Origin of the sequence: Amycolatopsis sp. NPDC051372 (assembly GCF_040682095.1) — a bacterium.
Lineage (GTDB): Bacteria > Actinomycetota > Actinomycetes > Mycobacteriales > Pseudonocardiaceae > Amycolatopsis.
This window is the reverse complement of record NZ_JBFBAF010000024.1, coordinates 116,058-132,709: the sequence shown is the minus strand read 5'-3', so window position 1 is coordinate 132,709 and position 16,652 is coordinate 116,058. Positions and strand designations below refer to the sequence as shown.

Below are 16,652 nucleotides of genomic sequence, written 5' to 3'. Positions count from 1 at the left end.
GAAGTCATGGCCCCGTCCCCAAACCTGTCGCGCAGGAGCTTCCTCGTCGGCTCCGTGCTGTTCGCCGGGGGAGCCGCCCTGGCGGGCTGCACCTCCGACCCGTTGAACAAGAACTCCGGTGCCGCGGGCGGGGCGAAGGTCACGCTCAACCAGTGGTACCACGCGTACGGCGAATCGGGTACGCAGCAGGCGGTGCAGCGCTACGCGCAGGAGTTCACCAAGGCCAACCCGGACATCGCGATCAAGGTCAGCTGGATCGCCGGTGACTACGAGACCAAGCTCAACTCCGCCATGCTCACCGCCGACGCGCCCGACCTGTTCGAGATCGGCGACTTCCGCTACCAGAACGTGAAGAACGGCTTGCTGGCCCCGCTCGACGACATCGTCGACCCGGTCAAGGGCGACTTCTCCAAGGCCGCGCTGGACACCGCGACCGTCGAGGGCAAGATCTACGGCGTCAAGACGATCGACGACGTCATGATGCTGTACTACCGCAAGAGCGTGCTGGCCGCGGCCGGGGTCAAGCCGCCGACGACGTTCGCCGAGCTCCTCGACGCGACGCGCAAGCTCACCACGAGCAAGCAGAAGGGCCTCTACGTCGGCACCGACGGCGTGGGCGAGGCCGCCACCCTGCTGCTGTGGTCCTCGGGCGCCGACTTCTTCGACGCCAGTGGGAAGAAGATCGCGTTCGCCACCCCCGAGGCCGTCGCCGCGATCGCGGGCCTCAAGCAGCTGCACGACACGGGCGGCCTGCTGCAGGGTTACCCCACCGACTGGTCCGACCCCGGCGCGTTCTCCGACAACGCCACCGCGATGCAGTGGGGCGGCCTGTGGTCGCTACCGGACATCAAGAAGGCACTCGGCGACGACTTCGGCGTGGTGCCGTGGCCGAAGTTCGGCGACGCGGGCCGCCAGGTCGCGCGCGTCGGCGGCTGGTACCAGCTGGCCAACGCGAAGAGCAAGAACCTCGACGCCGCCAAGAAGTTCATCAACTGGCTGTGGGTCCAGCAGGCCGACCTGCAGAAGGACTGGTGCGTCAAGTACGGCTTCCACATCCCGGCGCGCAAGGAGGTCGCGGCGCAGACGACCGAGTTCTCGTCCGGCGCGGCGAAGGACGCCGTGACGATCTCGCAGCAGAACGGGCTGTCGTACTCGGGGCTGTGGAACAAGGCGTCGGCGACGTTGTTCCTGCAGGCCGCCACGAAGATCGCCAACGGCCAGGCCGACCCCGCCGCCGAGCTCGGCGACGCCGCGAAGCGCGCACAGTCCGAAGTCGACAAGCAGCTCGCCTGACATGGCCGTCTCGTCCCCGTCGTCGGCTTCGGTTCTGTCGCCCTCGACCCGTACCCCGGCGGCGCCCGCCAAGCGGCGCCGCCGGAAGGTGGACTGGCGCGCGGTCGGCGCGTTCACGGTGCTCACCGCCCCGGTGGTGATCGGGCTCGGCGTGTTCAAGTACGTCGCGATCGCGTGGAGCTTCCTGCTCTCGTTCAACGACGCGCGCGGCACGATCTCGCTGGGCAAGTGGATCGGCTTCGACAACTACACGTTCCTGTTGTCCGACCCCGCGTTCCGCCACTCGCTGCTGATCATCGCGCTGTTCACGGTGTTCATCGTGCCGGTCACGTTCGTCGCGTCGCTCGGGCTGGCGGTGCTGGTCAACAGCATCCGCCGCGGCAGGGCGTTCTTCCGCACGGTGTTCCTCATCCCCGGCGCGGTGTCCTACGTGGTCGCCGCGCTCGTGTGGAAGATGGCGCTGTTCAACGGCCTGCCCTCCGGGGTCGCGAACGTGATCGGCGGCCTGTTCGGCGCCGACCCCGTGGCGTGGCTGTCGGAGACGAGCCCGCCGGTGTACTGGGTCGCGGTGGTCACGCTGCGGCTGTGGCTGCAGGTCGGGCTGTACATGATCCTGTTCCTCGCGGGCCTGCAGGCGATCTCGCCTTCGCTCTACGAAGCCGGTGAGCTCGACGGCACGTCGAAGTGGCAGGCCTTCCGCTACATCACGTTGCCGCAGCTGCGGAACACGTCGGTGGCGGTGCTGCTGCTCATCCTCATCGCGGCGTTCCAGGCGTTCGACGAGTTCTACAACCTGTTCGGCACCGGCCTTTCGGGCACGGCGACCGCGCCCGTGAAGCCGCCGCTGGTGTACCTCTACGACTCCGCGCTGGGCGACCAGAACTACGGCGTCGGTTCCGCGGGCGCGTTCCTGCTGACGGTGATCATCGTGGCGATCACGTTGCTGCAGGGGAAGTTCGTGGGCTTCGGGAAGAAGGACTGACATGGCCGTGCTGACCGCCAAGGCACCGGCGAAGGCCCGCTCGGGCGGCTGGGGCCGCGTGCCGAAGTACGCGCTGGCCACCGTGCTCGTGCTGATCTTCCTGCTGCCGTTCTACATCATGGTGCGCAACGCGTTGATGACGCGCGCGCAGGTCGCCTCGCCCGAGTGGTCGTGGCTGCCCGACCCGCTGTCGTGGGTGAACTTCGGCGACCTGTTCGCCGACGCGTCGGTGCCGATGGCCCATGCGCTGCTCAACTCGTTCGTCATCGCCATCATCACGGCGCCGGTGGGCACGATGTTCGGCTCGATGGCGGGCTACGCGCTGGCGCGCATCAACGTGCCGGGCCGGCGCGCGGTGTTCACCTACGTGCTGGTGACGCTGATGATCCCGCAGTCGGTCACGTTCGTGCCGACGTTCGTGGTGGTCGGCGCCATGGGCGGGGTGAGCACGGAGTGGGGCATCATCGCGCCGAACCTGTTCAGCGCGTTCACGGTGATCCTCTTCCGCAACTTCTACCTGCGGTTCCCGGCGGAGATCGAGGAGGCGGGCCGGCTCGACGGGCTCGGCTACCTCGGCGTCTACCGCCGGCTCGTGCTGCCCAACTCCGGCAGCATGATCGCCTCCCTCGGCGCGCTGATGTTCATCGAGAGCTGGAACTCCTTCCTGTGGCCGCTGGTCATCGGGCAGGACCCGTCGTCGTGGACGGCCCAGATCGCGCTCTCGACGTTCCTCACCGCGCAGACGATCAACCTGCCCGCTCTGTTCGCCGGCGCGCTCGTGACCATCGCCCCGCTCGTGGCGATGTTCCTGGTGGCGCAACGGTTCATCGTCCGCGGCATCGCGGCGAGCGGGATGAAGGAGTAATCCCCCCACCCCACCGGGAGCGTGACCGATGAAGTCCACACTCCGTCGACCGTGGACGGTAGCCGCCGTCCTCGTCCTGACCGGGACCCTCGCCGTGCCCGCGGCGCAGGCCAAGACCACGTTCGTGACGCCGTTCATGGGCTGGAGCAGCTGGAGCGTCCAGTCGTCCACCCGGCCGACGTACGGCACGAGCTGGCTGGTCGACTCGCACATCCGCGACGCGGCCGACGCCGTGTCGGCGAAGCTCAAATCCGCCGGGTACACGAACATCAACCTCGACGCGGGCTGGAACGCGAACTTCGACTGGGTGTTCCACAGCGACGCCAACGGGATCGCCGACCCCGATCCGGGGCGGTTCCCGAACGGCATCGCGCCGCTGGCGTCCTACGTGCACGGCAAGGGGCTGAAGATCGGCCTGTACGCGGCGACCGGGCTCGACAAGGAGGTCTACGACAAGAACGCGCCCATCGTCGGCACGACGTGTCACACGCGCGACATCGTGGTGCTGCCGCTCACTCCGTCGAACATGTGGGGTGGCAACTGGAAGGTCGACTACAGCAACCCGTGCGCGCAGAAGTACTACGACTCCGTGGTCGCGAAGTTCGCTTCGTGGGGCGTGGACTTCCTGAAGGTGGACGGCACGACGGCGGACAACGTGCCCGACATCGCCGCGTGGTCGAAGGCGATCGACCACTCCGGGCACGCGATGTGGCTGACGGCCAGCGCTTGGCCGGTGCCGCGCGAAGCCGGGCCGGAGCTGGCGCAGTACGCGAACAGCGTGCGGGTTGACACCGACGTGGAGTGCTACTGCGAGACGGTGTCTTCGTGGGACAGCTCGGTGAAGAAACGCTGGGACGACCTGCCGGCGTGGCAGGGCGTGTTCAACGCCGGCTACCGGCCGGACCTGGATTCGATGCCGATCTCGAACAACACCGGGAGCGGGATCCAGGACGGGCTGAACGACGCCGAGCGGCAGAGCGTGATGACGTTCTGGTCGATGGCGTCTTCGCCGCTGTACGTGGGTGGTGACGTGTACTTCCTGGACGATTCGGCTGTGCGGATCCTCACGAACCCCGAGGTGATCTCCGTCGACCAGTCGGGCACGTACCCGGCGCAGGTCGCGGGCGGGACGCTGCAGGTGTGGAAGAAGCAGCTGGCCGGCGGGAAGCAGGCGGTGGCGGTCTACAACCTGGGTTCTTCGGCGGCGAACATCGTGGTGAGCTGGTCATCGCTGGGGCTGTCGGGTTCGCGCGCGGTGCGCGACCTGGTGGCGCGGGCGGATCTGGGCTCGTTCTCGGGTTCGTGGACGGCGACCGCGGTGCCCGCCCACGGGTCGCGGTTGATCACGGTCGGCTGAATTTCCTGAGAAAGGCTCCTCCCCTGAGGTCGTTGGGGGAGGAGCCTTTCTGCGTTTCCGGGTGTTCTCGGGCGGGTTTCGGGGCCTCGCGTCGGGGCGTTAGTTCGTGCTATGTTCATATCAAGAACTTGTGTGCGCGATGCGAACACCGAGGTGTACACTTTTCGGTGTTGGCATGAGCGGTCGAGATCCAGGACGGAAAGGCTCGCGATGGCTAGGGTGCTGTCGCTCGGCGAGGCAGTCGCCGAGCTGGTGCACGACGGGGACACCGTCGCGCTCGAGGGGTTCACGCACCTCATCCCGGTCGAGGCCGGGCACGAGATCATCCGGCAGGGGCGCAAGAACCTCACGCTGGTGCGGATGACCCCCGACATCGTCTACGACCAGCTGATCGGCGCGGGCTGCGCGAGCAAGCTGATCTTCTCCTGGGGCGGCAACCCCGGGGTTGGGTCGCTGCACCGGTTCCGCGATGCCGTGCAGCACAGCTGGCCGGTGCCGCTGGAGATCGAAGAGCACAGCCACGCGGGCATGGCCAACCGCTACGTCGCCGGCGCGTCCGGCCTGCCGTTCGCGGTGCTGCGCGGCTACACGGGCACCGACCTGCCGGCACAGACGGACACGATCAAGCCGATCACCTGCCCGTTCACCGGTGAGCAGCTCACCGCGGTCCCGGCGCTGAACCCCGACGTCACGATCGTGCACGCGCAGCGCGCCGACCGCGCGGGCAACGTGCAGCTGTGGGGCATCGCCGGCGTGCAGAAGGAAGCGGTGCTGGCGGCGAAGCGGTCGCTGGTCACCGTGGAAGAGGTCGTCGACGAGCTGGAGCCGAAGCCGGGCGCGCTCGTGCTGCCCACGTGGGCCGTCACCGCCGTGGCCGAGGTGCCGGGCGGTGCGAAGCCGTCGTACGCCGCGGGCTACTACGAGCGCGACAACTCCGCCTACCAGGCGTGGGACCTGATCGGACGCGACCGCGACGAGTTCACCAAGTGGCTGAACGAGCTGACCGGGGTGAAGGCATGAGCGAGTACACCGCCGACGAGATGATGAGCATCGCCGCGGCGCGCGCGCTCGGCGAGGGCATGTCCTGCTTCGTGGGCATCGGCCTGCCGAGCACCGCCGCCAACCTGGCGCGGCGCACGCACGCGCCGAACCTCACGCTGATCTACGAATCCGGCTGCCTGGGCGCGAAGCCGACCCGGCTGCCGCTGTCGATCGGCGACGGCGAGCTGGCCGACACTGCCGACGCCGTGGTGAGCGTGCCCGAGGTCTTCAACTACTGGCTGCAGCCCGGGCGCATCGACGTCGGCTTCCTCGGCGCGGCGCAGCTCGACAAGTTCGGCAACATCAACACCACCGTGATCGGGTCCGACTACCACGATCCGAAGGTCCGCCTCCCCGGCGCGGGTGGCGCGCCCGAGATCGCCGCCTCCTGCAAGGAGGTGTTCATCGTGCTGCGGCAGAGCCCGCGCGCGTTCGTGGAGAAGGTCGACTTCATCACCTCGTTCGGCCACGGCACGGGCAAGGGCGACCGCGAGAAGCTCGGCCTGCCCGGCGCGGGCCCGACGCTGGTGGTCACCGACCTCGGCCTCATGCGGCCCGACCCGGCGACCGCCGAGCTCACGCTCACCGAACTGCACCCCGGCATCGAGGTCGAGCAGGCGATCGCGGCCACCGGGTGGAAACTGAAGGTGGCGGCGGACCTCAAGACCACCCCGGCGCCGACGGACGAAGAACTGACCCTGCTCCGATCCCTGAAGAAGGCCGGCGAATGAGCGACGTATTCCTGTTCGACGCGATCCGCACCCCCTTCGGCCGCCACGGCGGCGCGCTGGCGAAGGTGCGTCCCGACGACCTCGCCGCCACCGTGCTGAAGTCGCTCGCCGAGCGCAACGACCTCGATCCGTCCACTGTGGACGAGGTGCTGCTCGGCGACGCCAACGGCGCCGGTGAGGACAACCGCAACGTGGCGCGCATGGCCACGCTGCTCGCGGGCTGGCCGGTGACCGTGCCGGGCGGCACGCTCAACCGCCTGTGCGGCTCGGGTCTCGACGCCGTGATGCAGGCCAGCCGCACGATCCAGGTGGGCGACGCGTCGCTGATCGCCGCCGGTGGCGTGGAGTCCATGAGCCGCGCGCCGCTGGTGATGGCGAAGCCGGACAAGGCGTTCCCGGCCGCCAACCAGACGCTGTACAACTCGGCGCTGGGCTGGCGCATGGTCAACCCGGCCATGCCGAAGGAGTACGTGATCTCCAACGGCGACTCCACCGAGTACCTCGCCGAGCGCTACGGCATCACGCGCGAGGAGCAGGACGAGTTCGCGGTGCGCAGCCACGTCAACGCGGCCCGCGCGTGGGACGAGGGCTTCTACGACAACCACGTGGTGCCGGTCGAGGGCGTCGAGCTGACGCGCGACGAGGGCATCCGCCCCGATTCCACCATGGAGAAGCTGGCGAAGCTGAAGCCCGCGTTCAAGCGCGACGGCGGCACGGTCACGGCCGGCAACTCGTCGCCGATCAACGACGGCGCATCGGCGCTGCTGCTGGGCGACGAGGCCGCCGGCAAGCGGCTCGGCAAGGCGCCGCTGGCCCGGATCGCCGGACGGGGTGCGGCGGGCGTCGAGCCCAACATCTTCGGCGTCGGCCCGGTCCGGGCGGCCGAGATCGCGCTGGAGCGCGCCGGCATCGGGTGGGGCGACGTCGCGGCGGTGGAACTCAACGAGGCGTTCGCCGCGCAGTCGCTGGCGTGCCTCAAGGAGTGGAAGGAGCTCGACCCCGAGCTCATGAACGTCCACGGCGGGGCCATCGCGATTGGGCATCCCCTCGGCGCGTCGGGCGGCCGGATCCTCGGCACGCTCGCCTACCGGCTGCAGCAGACGGGCGGGCGCTACGGCGTCGCCGCGATCTGCATCGGCGTGGGCCAGGGGCTCGCCGTCGTCCTCGAACGCCAGTGACACCCCTGTTCTGACAACTGATCCGACACCACCGACCGGATACGGAGGAACTGTGGCCGCTCCCACCGATCTCCGCCTGCCCCGCTACCCGCGGGAGCCGGAGGGGACGAACGCTCCGCTGGACTTCGCGGGATACCGCTCCACGAAGCTGCGCCACCCGTCGCAGCCGCTCGTGCTGCTCCCGCAGATGCTCACCGAGGTCACCGGGCCGCTGCTCGGCCCTGGCCGCCTCGGCGAACTCGACAACGACCTCACCCGCCAGCACGACGGCGAGCCGCAGGGCCAGCGCATCATCGTCACCGGCCGGCTGCTCGACGGCGACGGCCGCCCGATCCGCAACTCGCTGGTCGAGATCTGGCAGGCCAACGCAGGTGGGCGCTACCGCCACACCGGCGACCGCTGGCCGTCGCCGATCGACCCGAACTTCTCCGGGCTCGGCCGCGCGCTGACCGACGACGACGGCCGCTACGAGTTCACCACCATCAAGCCCGGTGCGTACCCGTGGAAGAACCACGACAACGCCTGGCGCCCCGCGCACATCCACTTCTCCGTGTTCGGCTCGGCGTTCACGCAGCGGCTGGTCACGCAGATGTACTTCCCGGAAGACCCGCTGTTCTCGCAGGACCCGATCTTCAACTCGATCCCCGACGAGAAGGCGCGGCAGCGGATGGTCTCGCGCTTCAACCTGGAGCGCACGGTGCCGGAGTGGGCGCTGGCGTTCGACTTCGACATCGTCGTGCGCGGCAGCGAGCAGTCGGTGTTCGAGGACGAGGAGGACGAGGACTGATGGGCGAGCTGCTCACGACGCCGTCGCAGACCGTCGGCCCGTACCTGTCGATCGGGTTGCCGTGGGAAGACGGGCCGTTCGTGGTGCCCGAAGGCACCGAAGGCGCGTTCTGGATCCGCGGCACCGTCACCGACGGCGCGGGCGAGGTCGTACCCGACGCCATGATCGAGACCTGGCAGGCCGACCCGCAGGGCGGGTTCGACCACCCGGACGACCCGCGGGGCCGCAGCGAATCGGGCTTCCGCGCGTTCGGCCGGTGCCCCACCGACGAGAACGGCGAGTACCGCGTCCTCACGCTGCTGCCGGGTGTCCTGCCCGGTGAGCAGGGCCAGCAGGCGCGGCACATCGACGTGTCGGTGTTCGCGCGCGGGCTGCTCAACCGGGTCGTCACGCGGATCTACTTCGAAGACCAGGACAACTCGGGCGACGCGGTGCTGGCGAGCGTGCCGGCCGAGCGCCGGGACACGCTCGTGGCGAAGAAGACCGAAGACGGTTACCGCTTCGACGTGCGGCTGCAGGGCGAGGGTGAGACGGTCTTCTTCGCGTTCTGATCGGTTCACTGTCCACTTTGGAGGTAAAGGCGTGAGCGGCGTGGCGGTACACCGGGTCGTCGAGGGTCGTGGCGACGGCCCGGTGGTGGTGTTCTCCAACTCGATCGGCAGCGACCACCGCATGTGGGAGCCGCAGGTGGCGCCGCTCGTCGAGCGCGGCTACCGGGTCGTGCGGTACGACACGCGCGGCCACGGCGCTTCGCCCGTGCCGGACGGTCCGTACGACCTGGCCGATCTGGGCGGCGACGTGCTGGCGCTGCTGGACGACCTGGGTGCGGAGCGGGCGCACCTCGTCGGGCTTTCGCTCGGCGGGATGACCGGGATGTGGCTGGGTGTGCACGCGCCCGAGCGGCTGCGGAGCCTGACGTTGTGCTGCACGTCGGCGAAGCTCGGCCCGGCGCAGATGTGGGCGGACCGCGCGAAGCTGGTGCGGGCCGAGGGCACCGGCGTCGTCGCGGAGGCCGGCGTGGGGCGCTGGGTCACGCCGGCGTACGCGCAGTCGCACCCGGACGAGATGGCGTTCCTGCGCGGGATGATGACCGACTGCCCGGACGAGGGCTACGCGGCCTGCTGCGGCGTGATCGAGCGGATGGACCAGCTGGCCGACCTCCCGAAGATCACCACGCCGACCCTGGTGATCTCCGGCGCCGACGACCCCGCGACCCCGCCGGAAACCCACGGGAAGCTCATCGCCGAAGGCATTCCGGGCGCGCGGTTCGAGGTCGTCGCCTCGGCCGCGCACCTGGGCAACTACGAGCAGCCGGCGGAGTTCACGCGGCTGATCCTCGAGCAGATCACGGAGGCAGCGTGATGGTCGACGTTCCGGGCGAGCGTTACGACGCGGGCATGAAGGTGCGCCGCGAGGTGCTGGGCGACGAGCACGTGGACGGGTCGGTGGCCCGGACCACGGAGTTCAGCAAGCCGTTCCAGGAGTACATCACCGAGGCGGCGTGGGGCTCGATCTGGACGCGCGACGGCCTGGACCGCAAGACGCGCAGCTGCATCACGCTGGCCACGCTCACCGCGTTGCACTGCCACGACGAGCTGGCCATGCACGTGCGCGCGGCCGTCCGCAACGGCCTCACCGCCGCGGAGATCCGTGAGGTCCTGATGCACACCGGCGTGTACGCCGGCGTGCCCGCGGCGAACACCGCGATGGGCATCGCCCAGCGCACGCTGGCCGAACTGGGCGAGCCCACCGCGCAGGTCCCCGACGCCGGATAGGGTTCGCTCCATGGACTCCGACGAACCGGCCGAACGCGGCGCGCACCACGTGCAGTCGCTGGAGCGCGGGCTGGCGGTGATCAAGGCCTTCAGCGCCCAGGCACCGCACCCGACGCTCAGCGACGTCGCGCGGATCACGGGCCTCACGCGCGCCGCCGCGCGCCGGTTCCTGCTCACGCTCGTGGATCTCGGTTACGTCCGCACCGACGGCAAGTACTTCTCACTGACCGCGCGCGTGCTCGATCTGGGATACGCGTACCTGTCGAGCCTGTCGCTTTCGGAGGTCGCGCAGCCACACTTGGAGCGGCTTTCCGCGCAGGTGCGGGAATCCAGCTCCGTGTCGGTGCTGGAGCCGCCGGACATCGTCTACGTCGCACGCGTGGCGGTGTCGCGCATCATGACGGTGAGCATCAACGTCGGCACGCGGTTCCCGGCCTACGCCACGTCCATGGGTCACGTGCTGCTCGCCGACATGACGCCGGTGGAGCTCGAGGCGTACTTCATGATCACCGAGCTCGACCGCCTCACCTCCCACACCCTCACCGACCGCGCCGCCCTCGAGGTCGAGCTCGCGCAGGTCGCCAAGCAGGGCTGGGCGATGGTCGACCAGGAGCTCGAGGAGGGGCTGCGCTCGGTCGCCGCGCCGATCCGCAACCGCCAGGGCCGCGCGATCGCCGCCGTGAACATCTCCACGCACGCCAGCCGCACCCCTGCCCACTCCGTCCGCGAAGACCTGGTGCCACCCCTGCTCGACACGGCCCACGCCATCGCCGCCGACCTCGCCGACTCGAGCCCCGCGCAGGCCGCCCGTGGCTGACCCGCTCACCACCGCCCCCGACGCCTCACCGACCGACTCCCCTCTCGGCCGGCCGGGCGCCTCCACCCCCAAGCAGGCCGACTCTGCGCGAAGCGCCCCGGCAGCCTCGATCGCTGCGAGCGGCGCCCCGGAGGCCGCACCGGCCGGACCACGAACCGGCGCGGCGCCGGCACTCATGACCGCGCGGCCTGCAGCGGCCACCACGAATGCGGAGATGGCGAAGTTCGCCGCGGGCCGATCCTGCGCCGGCGCGGCTGCGAGCGGCGAGAAGACGACCTCGGTGGCTCGCCGGCGGACTGCGGACTTGGTTGCGGTGGTTGGTGGATCGTCCGAGTCGGTGGCAGGCCGGCCAATCGATCGGGCAACTGTTGCGAGCGGTGAGAAGGCGACTTCGGTGGCTCGCCGGCCGGCTGCGGACTTGGTTGCGGTGGTTGGTGGGTCGCCCGATTCGGTGGCAGGCCTGCTCGGCGACCGGGCCGATGCTTTGAGCGGTGAGAAGGCGACTTCAGTGGTTCGCCGGCCGGCTGCGGACTTGGTTGCGGCGGTCGATGGATCCACCGAGTCGGTGGCAGGCCGGCCAATCGATCGGGCAACTGTTGCGAGCGGCGAGAAGACGACCTCGGTGGCTCGCCGGCGGACTGCGGACTCGGTTGCGGCGGTTGGTGGATCGTCCGAGTCGGTGGCAGGCGGGCCAATCGATCGGGCAACTGTGGCGAGCGGTGAGAAGGCGACTTCGGTGGCTCGCGGGCCGGCTGCGGACTCGGTTGCGGTGGTCGGGGGATTGCCCGAGTCGGTGGCAGGCCGGCCAACCGACCGGGCAACTGTTGCGAGCGGTGAGAAGACGACCTCAGTGGCTCGCCGGCCGGCTGCGGACTCGGTTGCGGTGGTTGGTGGATCCACCGAGTCGTTGGCAGGCCGGCCAACCGACCGGGCAACTGTTGCGAGCGGTGACCCGGAAGCCGCACCGGCCGGACCACGAACCGGTGCGGCGCCGCGCGTGGCCGGGCTGCTGCTCGCCGCCGGGGCGGGGCGGCGGTTCGGCGGGCCGAAGGCGCTGGTCGAGCTGGACGGGGAGCCGTTGGTGCGGCGGGCGTTGCGGACGTTGACCGGGGCTGGCTGCAGCCCGGTGCGGGTGGCGGTGGGCGCGGCGGCGGAGGACGTGACGAAGCTGCTGCCCGACCCGAGCCAGGCGATCTACGCCGAAGGCTGGGAAGGCGGCATGGGTGCGTCGCTGAAGGCGGCGCTGGCGGCGCTCGCCGAGCAGTTCCCGGATGGTGCCGACACGCCCGTGGCGGTGCTCGTGCATCTGGTGGACCTGCCGTGGGTGCCGGCGGCGGCGTTGGCGCGCGTGGTCGCGAAAGCTTCGCCGACGGCGGTTGTCCGGGCCGCCTACGACGGCGTACCCGGACACCCTGTGCTTTTCGGGCGGCGGTGGTGGGGCGAGGTCGCCGAGTCGGCGCAGGGGGACCGCGGGGCGCGGGACTGGTTGCGGGGCCGGGGGGATGTCGTGCTCGTCGAGTGCGGGGATCTGGGCAGCGGCCAGGACGTCGACCGGCCCGCTGACCTGGGGCGAACGCCGAAGACGGCGGGATGACCGGCGCAACCGCGGCTGGGAGCCCTACGATCAGGAGTGTGACCGAGTCCCTCGCCTCGCCCGAAGAGCTCACCGCCGCGCTCGACGCCACCGGGTACCTCGCCGACGAGGGACTGGCGACAGCCGGGTTCCTCGCTCTGCGCATGCGCCGCCCGTTGTTCTGCGAAGGCGAACCGGGGACGGGCAAGACGTCGCTGGCGCTGGCGCTCTCGGCCGCGCTGGACCTGCCGCTCATCCGCTTGCAGTGCCACGAGGGCATCGATGCCGCGCAGGCCCTGTACGAATGGGACTTCCCCCGCCAGCTCCTGCACCTGCGCGCCCTCGAAGCCGCCGACGGGGGCCGCCTCGACGCCGAGACGGCCGAGCGTTCGCTCTACACCGAGCGGTTCCTGCTCGCGCGCCCGCTGCTGCAGGCCCTGACCACCGCGCCGTGCGTGCTGCTCGTCGACGAGATCGACCGCGCCGACGACGAGTTCGAAGCGTTCCTGCTGCAGCTGCTCGACGAGTACACCGTCACGATCCCCGAGTACGGCGAGGTCCGCGCCGAGCAGCCGCCGCTCGTCGTGCTCACCTCCAACCGCACGCGCGAGGTCCACGACGCCCTCAAGCGCCGCTGCCTCTACCACTGGCTCGAGCACCCCGACCTCGCCCGCGAGATCACCATCCTGCGCCGCCGCATCCCCGGCATCGGCGAAACCCTCGCCCGCCAGGTCGCCGACGCCGTCCACCGCCTCCGCGCCATGGACCTGCTCAAACCCCCGGGCGTTGCCGAATCCCTCGACTGGGCCCGTGCCCTCCTCGCCCTCGACCGCGACGAGCTCGACGCCGCCACCGCCGCCCGCACCCTCGGCGCGGTCCTCAAGTACAGCGAGGACATGGACCGCGTGCGCGCCAAACTGGACACGCTCTTCTCCTGACACCGCACGCCCGCTCGCCTCGGTGCTCGGCGACGGTGACCCCCGCGCACGGCCCCATCCGGACGCCGCCCACCAGGCAGTACGCACTGGCGCCGGTGACCCCGCACGGCGCAAGGTCCGCGATTCTCCTGCCCCGCCCGTGCCGGCGGCTTCGGTGCAGCGCTTGACCAGTGCCGAGGGTGCTTGCCATGTCGGGTGGCGCCGCGTGGTGATGCCCGTGCGGAAGCGGTTGGCGTTGTTTTGCGTGAGCGGCGTTGTTGTTCTGCCGTGCCCGAAGGTCGGCGGCTTCGGTGCAGCGCTTGACCAGTACCGAGGGTGCTTGCCATGTCGGGTGGCGCCGCGTGGTGATGCCCGTGCGGAAGCGGTTGGCGTTGTTTTGTGAGAGCGGCGTTGTTGTTCTGCCCTGCCCGAACGTCGGCTGCCTCGGCGCAGCGCTTGCCAGCGCCGAGGCCGCTAGCCACGTTGAGTGGCGCCGCGCGGCGGTGCTCCGCGAGGCGAGCAGCGGCTTTCCGTGGCGCCGCCGTTCCGGGAACGTGGAGTGGCACTTGCCCGGTCCGTCTACTGTGGACTCAGGGTTAATTGCGTTGACCGGACCACTACCCGCAAGTCATGCTTTTCCCATCACCGCGACAGAAGCAGCCGAGAGGAGGAAGACCGTGCGGATGACCGAGATCGATCGCGCAGCCGCGGTCTTCCCCGTGCTCTGACCTGGCGGTCGACCCGGTACCGAACTCCGGCACCGAACCGGCCCTGCCCCTCGCCAACCGCGCCGACCGCGGCACCGAAGCGCGAAACCGCGCCCCAGAAGCACCAGCACCCGAAGCTCTCGATCTTTCCCCAAAAGCCTCCGCGCGCCCGCCCTCCCGCTACCTTGGGTGGTCGCTGCGCGGAGCCGCCGAGCGCGCGCGTCGTCCCGGGGGAGGGGCGGCGTGCGCGCCCGCGCGTGACGGGCGAAAACCCGCCGCGGGCGAAACCGTTGCACAATGGGGGCATGGACACCGAGGTCGCCGATCCGCTGGCCGGGTTCGCCGGGTTCGCGGCGGCCCTGCGCGAAGCGGGCGTGGCGTGCGATGCGCGCCGCGTGCAGGCGTACTTGGCGGCCGTCGCGGAGGTGGACATCGCGGAGCCCACGCAGCTGTACTGGGCCGGCCGGCTCACGCTGTGCTCCGATCCCGACGACCTGCCGCGCTACGAAGAAGCCTTCGCGCGCTGGTTCGACGGCGACGAGACTCGCCGCGGCACCCAGGCCGCCCCCGCGCAGAAGCGCGCCCGCATCGCGCCGCTCACCTCCGACACCGGCGGCAGCGGCGAAAGCGAAGAAGAGCCCGACAGCCTCAAAGTCGCCGCCAGTGAACACGAAGTGCTGCGCCACCGCGACCTCGCCGAGCTCACCAAGGCCGAGCGCGAGCACCTGCGCGAGCTTCTGGCCACCCTCAAACCGGTTCCGCCGCAACGCCGGGCGGCGCGCCGCCGCCCCGCCCACCGCGGCCGGCTGGACCCCGCCCGCACGCTGCGCGCCATGCTCGCCGACGGCGGCGAACCCATCCGCCTCATCCACAGCCGCCGCGGCACTCGCCCGCGGAAAACGGTGCTGCTCATCGACGTCTCCGGTTCGATGAGCCCCTACGCCGACGCGTTGCTTCGCTTCGCCCACGTGCTCACCAGGTCCGCACCGGCCAGCGTCGAGGTCTTCACGCTCGGCACGCGCATGACCCGGGTGTCGCGCCAGCTGCGGCAGCGCGACCCGGAGCAGGCCATGCTCGCCGCCGGCAACGCGGTGCCCGATTTCGCCGGTGGCACGCGCCTCGGCGAGACGCTTCGGGTGTTCCTCGACCGCTGGGGACAGCGCGGCATCGCACGACGCTCCGTGGTCACCGTGTTCTCCGACGGCTGGGAACGCGGCGACGTGATGCTGCTGTCCGAGCAACTCGGCAGACTGCGCCGGCTCGCGCACGCCGTATTCTGGGTTAATCCGCACGCGGGGCGGGAAGGGTACGCTCCGGTCCAGTCCGGAATCGTGGCCGCCCTGCCCCACATCGACCGGTTGCTGGCCGGGCACAGCCTGGCGACGTTGGAACGATTGCTCGGGGAGATTGCCGATGCGTGACGTACTGGACGACGTGTACCGCCGCTGGCTGGCGGGCGAGACGGTGGGCCTGGGCACGGTGGTGGCCACGTTCTCGTCGGCGCCGCGGTCACCGGGCGCGTCGATGGTGGTGGCGCCGGACGGCACCGTGGCCGGCAGCGTGTCCGGCGGGTGCGTCGAGGGTGCCGTGTACGAGCTGGCCCAGGACGTGGTCACCGACCGCAAGCCCGTGCTGCAGCGCTACGGCGTGACCGACGACGACGCCTTCGCCGTGGGCCTGACCTGCGGCGGGATCATCGACATCTACGTGGAGCACCTCGACCGCGAGTCGATGCCGGAGCTGGACCAGGTCGTGGCCTCGGTGCGCAGCGGTGAACCCGTCGCCATCGTCACGATCGTCGAGCACGAGACGCCCGGCCTGGTCGGCGAGCGCATGATCGTGTGGCCGGACCGCGTCGAGGGTTCGCTCGGCTCTTCGCGCATGGACGACGCGGTGGCCGACGACGCGCGCGGCCTGCTGGCCAGCGGCCGCACCGGCACCCTGCGCTACGGGCCGGACGGCCAGCGTCGCGGTGAGGGCATGGCCGTGTTCGTGAACTCGTTCGAACCGCCGCCGCGGCTGCTCGTGTTCGGCGCCATCGACTTCGCCGCCGCCATGGCGCGTATGGGCGCCTACCTCGGCTACCAGGTCACGGTGTGCGACGCGCGGCCCGTGTTCGCCACCAGCAGCCGCTTCCCCGACGCGCACGAGGTCGTGGTCGACTGGCCCCACCGCTACCTCGCCGCCGAGGCCGAGGCCGGCCGCATCGACAGTCGCACCGCGATCGCGGTGCTCACGCACGACCCGAAGTTCGACGTGCCGCTGCTGGAGATCGCGCTGCGGCTCGACGTCGGCTACGTCGGCGCCATGGGCTCGCGCAAGACCCACGACGACCGGTTCGCCCGGCTGCGCGAAGCCGGCATCACCGAGCCGGAGCTGGAGCGGCTCTCGTCGCCGATCGGCCTGGACCTGGGCGCACGCACGCCCGAGGAGACCGCGGTGTCGATTGCGGCGGAGATCATTTCGCTGCGCTGGAGCGGAACCGGACGACGATTGGCCGCCTTGTCCGGCCGGATTCACAACTGAGCGTTTTTCAGAAAGTCCCGCACGCCGTGGTGTGCGGGACTTTCTCATGAGCCCGCATCTGCGGAGACCATAAGTCAGAAAACCCGCATCTACGGTAATAAAT

The 16,652-nt window shown here is 70.4% G+C and carries 16 protein-coding genes; all 16 read left to right on the top strand.

Going from position 1 to position 16,652, the window contains the following annotated elements:
- Window positions 1–6 precede the first annotated feature (6 nt).
- The gene (locus tag AB0M56_RS32435) at window positions 7–1,293 is read left to right on the top strand and encodes an extracellular solute-binding protein (protein WP_364183096.1); all 1,287 of its coding nucleotides are present in this window, start codon (window positions 7–9) and stop codon (window positions 1,291–1,293) included.
- Between the two features lies 1 nt (window position 1,294).
- The gene (locus AB0M56_RS32430) at window positions 1,295–2,275 is read left to right on the top strand and encodes a sugar ABC transporter permease (protein WP_364183093.1); all 981 of its coding nucleotides are present in this window, start codon (window positions 1,295–1,297) and stop codon (window positions 2,273–2,275) included.
- A 1-nt stretch (window position 2,276) separates the two neighbouring features.
- Window positions 2,277–3,140 (top strand): carbohydrate ABC transporter permease, encoded by an 864-nt coding sequence (locus AB0M56_RS32425; RefSeq protein WP_364183090.1) that lies wholly within the window; start codon window positions 2,277–2,279, stop codon window positions 3,138–3,140.
- Between the two features lie 28 nt (window positions 3,141–3,168).
- Window positions 3,169–4,497, top strand: a complete 1,329-nt coding sequence (locus AB0M56_RS32420; protein WP_364183088.1) for a glycoside hydrolase family 27 protein — start codon at window positions 3,169–3,171, stop codon at window positions 4,495–4,497.
- Between the two features lie 210 nt (window positions 4,498–4,707).
- On the top strand, window positions 4,708–5,517 hold the full coding sequence (locus AB0M56_RS32415; protein WP_220237714.1) for a CoA transferase subunit A: 810 nt from the start codon (window positions 4,708–4,710) through the stop codon (window positions 5,515–5,517).
- Entirely contained in the window at window positions 5,514–6,269 is a 756-nt protein-coding gene (locus AB0M56_RS32410) for a CoA-transferase subunit beta (RefSeq protein ID WP_364183084.1), read from the top strand. Before AB0M56_RS32415 ends, AB0M56_RS32410 begins: the two co-directional genes overlap by 4 nt.
- Window positions 6,266–7,447 (top strand): thiolase family protein, encoded by a 1,182-nt coding sequence (locus AB0M56_RS32405; RefSeq protein WP_364183081.1) that lies wholly within the window; start codon window positions 6,266–6,268, stop codon window positions 7,445–7,447. Before AB0M56_RS32410 ends, AB0M56_RS32405 begins: the two co-directional genes overlap by 4 nt.
- Before the next feature lie 52 nt (window positions 7,448–7,499).
- Window positions 7,500–8,234, top strand: coding sequence for a protocatechuate 3,4-dioxygenase subunit beta (gene pcaH, locus AB0M56_RS32400; protein ID WP_364183078.1), 735 nt, complete (start codon window positions 7,500–7,502; stop codon window positions 8,232–8,234).
- Entirely contained in the window at window positions 8,234–8,785 is a 552-nt protein-coding gene (gene pcaG, locus AB0M56_RS32395; RefSeq protein ID WP_364183075.1) for a protocatechuate 3,4-dioxygenase subunit alpha, read from the top strand. Before pcaH ends, pcaG begins: the two co-directional genes overlap by 1 nt.
- A gap of 31 nt (window positions 8,786–8,816) precedes the next feature.
- Window positions 8,817–9,596, top strand: a complete 780-nt coding sequence (gene pcaD / locus AB0M56_RS32390) for a 3-oxoadipate enol-lactonase (RefSeq protein ID WP_364183072.1) — start codon at window positions 8,817–8,819, stop codon at window positions 9,594–9,596.
- Window positions 9,596–10,009, top strand: coding sequence for a 4-carboxymuconolactone decarboxylase (pcaC, locus tag AB0M56_RS32385; RefSeq protein ID WP_220237720.1), 414 nt, complete (start codon window positions 9,596–9,598; stop codon window positions 10,007–10,009). The genes pcaD and pcaC overlap by 1 nt, the downstream gene beginning before the upstream one ends.
- Before the next feature lie 10 nt (window positions 10,010–10,019).
- Window positions 10,020–10,826, top strand: coding sequence for an IclR family transcriptional regulator C-terminal domain-containing protein (locus AB0M56_RS32380; protein WP_364183068.1), 807 nt, complete (start codon window positions 10,020–10,022; stop codon window positions 10,824–10,826).
- A gap of 997 nt (window positions 10,827–11,823) precedes the next feature.
- Entirely contained in the window at window positions 11,824–12,420 is a 597-nt protein-coding gene (locus AB0M56_RS32375; RefSeq protein ID WP_364183065.1) for a nucleotidyltransferase family protein, read from the top strand.
- On the top strand, window positions 12,417–13,337 hold the full coding sequence (locus tag AB0M56_RS32370; protein WP_364183062.1) for a MoxR family ATPase: 921 nt from the start codon (window positions 12,417–12,419) through the stop codon (window positions 13,335–13,337). Before AB0M56_RS32375 ends, AB0M56_RS32370 begins: the two co-directional genes overlap by 4 nt.
- A 991-nt stretch (window positions 13,338–14,328) precedes the next feature.
- Complete coding sequence (locus AB0M56_RS32365) at window positions 14,329–15,444, top strand: VWA domain-containing protein (protein ID WP_364183059.1); 1,116 nt, start codon at window positions 14,329–14,331, stop codon at window positions 15,442–15,444.
- Window positions 15,437–16,549: an XdhC/CoxI family protein gene (locus AB0M56_RS32360; RefSeq protein ID WP_364183056.1), complete on the top strand. Its 1,113-nt coding sequence runs from the start codon at window positions 15,437–15,439 to the stop codon at window positions 16,547–16,549. The genes AB0M56_RS32365 and AB0M56_RS32360 overlap by 8 nt, the downstream gene beginning before the upstream one ends.
- Window positions 16,550–16,652 lie beyond the last annotated feature (103 nt).